Annotated in this window: 3 protein-coding genes; 2 read left to right on the forward strand and 1 reads right to left on the reverse strand. The window is 48.5% G+C overall.

Annotation, left to right across the window (positions count from 1 at the left end; translation table 11 throughout):
• Nucleotides 1-1,316, reverse strand: a 1,316-nt coding sequence (locus BC349_RS11355; protein WP_187256893.1) for a hypothetical protein, incomplete at its 3' end; no start/stop codon positions are given.
• A 181-nt stretch (nt 1,317-1,497) separates the two neighbouring features.
• Between BC349_RS11355 and BC349_RS11360 the strand changes: the two genes are divergently transcribed.
• The gene (locus BC349_RS11360) at nt 1,498-1,704 is read left to right on the forward strand and encodes a hypothetical protein (protein WP_187256004.1); all 207 of its coding nucleotides are present in this window, start codon (nt 1,498-1,500) and stop codon (nt 1,702-1,704) included.
• Nucleotides 1,705-1,731: 27 nt separating this feature from the next.
• Nucleotides 1,732-2,124 (forward strand): type II toxin-antitoxin system VapC family toxin, encoded by a 393-nt coding sequence (locus BC349_RS11365; protein ID WP_187256005.1) that lies wholly within the window; start codon nt 1,732-1,734, stop codon nt 2,122-2,124.
• Nucleotides 2,125-2,304: the final 180 nt, after the last annotated feature.

Consider the following 2,304-nt stretch of genomic DNA (forward strand, 5'->3'; position numbering starts at 1 on the left):
CCATTGGGGTCATAGCTGATCCGCTCCCGGTATTCGGTGGTGCCGGCCGGGGTGAAGCTGCCGGCGGAGGGGTTCAGGCCATTGTACATATCCAGTGAAACCAGGCGGTTCAACTGGTCGTACTTATAGTTGTACACCTTGGTATTACCCAGTTGGGGAATATTAACCGCCATGGCCGCAATGTTTCCATTGTATAATGGTTTGGCATTCGTGGTCAGTGCACCCAGTACGGAGCTGGACTGCGGAGTAAACCAGATCGCTTTGTAATCGTTTTTGTAATAGTGCAGGCTGAAGCCGAATACATCCTGGGCGATGGGCCTGGGCTCTGTGGTATCCGTGCCGTTAGTAAGGCTGCCGCCCATTGCCGGGTTGACGCCCTTGAGCCAGCCCTGCAGGGTGTAGATATAATCCAGTCCCTGTACATTTAACTTACCAAGCGTGGTTCGGGCCAGGGGGCCATGGGCATAATACTGGTACAAGGCCTCCCGCTCCGGAAAGAGGGATAACATGATACTGTCCCGCCCGCTGTACACCTCCGTCAGGCGGTTTTCTGCATCGTATTTATACCGATGGTAGTAGGCATCTGGTTTGCCGGGCTGGTAGCTCACCTGGTTGACTTTGCCGCTGACCAGGTCAAAATCGTACACAATCTTCTTAAACCGGCTGCCCTCGCGGTTCATGGCATTGCCGATGCCATATTGGCTGCCAAAATCCTGCAATAAGGTATCCACATTGCCCTGCACATCGTAGCTGTAGTAGGTGGCCGTGGCCGGATAGGTATCCGATGCCTGGTTGATGACCTGGGTATAACTTACCCTGTTCCTCAGGTTCGATTGGTTCAGGGAATCCGTAATGGCCGGATAGGCCTGGTCATACACGGTTTGCGTTATCTGGTTCCGGTTGTTGGCGGCGGCATTCAGCCAGTTCTGGAGAGATGTAGTGCTTTTGGCGGTAGGGTCCGTCATGACCGAACCACCGGTGAGCTGGCCTACCTGCGTAATCCTTCCGAGGGAATCATACAGGGTATAACTATAGACATTGCCCTGGGTAAGCTGCTGGGCATTTTGGCTGATGGCCAGCCTGCCCAGGCGATCATACCAGAATTTACTCATGCCGGCATCGGGTGTTTTTTGAAGCACCACCTGGTTGAGGCTGTTATAGCTGTACCTAGTTACCAGCTTATGAACCATTGGCAGGGGGTTGCCGAGCTTCCTGAAATTCCGGGTGCTATCAAGCCAGGAGTTTCGATAAATGGGCTGAACCCCAGCCGGAGATACGGTCTTCACCAGGTTGCCCGCCTGGTCATAGTAGTACAAGGTGAAATGATATTCTTTTACGGCGCTGGAGTCGGTAAATGTTTCGGTTACCGCCCAATATTTAAATGGCCATTAGCAGGGGTAAATTTGCGCAGAAGTGGGGAACAGTTACAGCGGGAATTGAGAGATCATGGGATGGGTATTACAGAAAGGGGCGGAAGAATGGTAAAATCGAGTAAATTTGAGTATTAAACAATTGGCTATGTTTGGTGAAGCGAAAAAACTACATCTCATAGAGGAGATATTAAAGATCGAAAATGATGCTGTACTGGCAGCGGTGGAAACGGTGATAGCCAAAAGCAAATTGCATGTTATTGGCCGTAAGAGCTTCACTTCATTTGCCGGCATGTGGACTAAGGAAGAAGCAGATGAATTGGAAAAACAATAGAAGAAGGCTGCGAACAAATTCATCCTGATGACTGGAAGTAAATGCCTGCCGGATACCAGCGTAATTATCCATACGTTTAGAGAAAACAATGTTGTATCGGCACAATTGGATGCTGTCTCAGAAGTGTATGTACCATTGACTGTAATCGGGGAATTATTTTATGGTGCGTATAGGTCTGCTGAACCTGTGAAGCATATCAACCGGATGCAGCTTTTTATAAATAACTGTATTGTTTTGCAGCCGGACTCAAAGACAGCGGATATTTATGGTAGTATAAAAGCGGCGTTGATGAAAAAGGGGAAACCCATACCTGAAAATGATATCTGGATAGCAGCCATTGCACAGCAATACAATCTTCAGCTTTTTACAACGGACAAGCATTTTGCAGAAGTAGAGAGTATTGCTTTGTTTGGAACATAGAAAAGGAATTGTCTCCTAAAAACACAAGTTTATATCCGTCCTAAATATGGGAGGAGGTCAGTTGAGATGACCTTTAAAATTGCCCAGGTCTTTGATGTGCCCGTCGATTATTTACTCGGAGAAGGAAACCGCGCCACCTAGGATAAAGACACCGTTAAACGACTTGAAGACATCGAAGCG

Source organism: Flavihumibacter stibioxidans (assembly GCF_014332695.1).
GTDB lineage: Bacteria > Bacteroidota > Bacteroidia > Chitinophagales > Chitinophagaceae > Flavihumibacter > Flavihumibacter stibioxidans.

Excerpts from the sequence above, each read along its gene's own strand:
- BC349_RS11365 (WP_187256005.1), top strand. The coding sequence starts at position 1,732 with ATGACTGGAAGTAAATGCCTGCCGGATACCAGCGTAATTATCCATACG.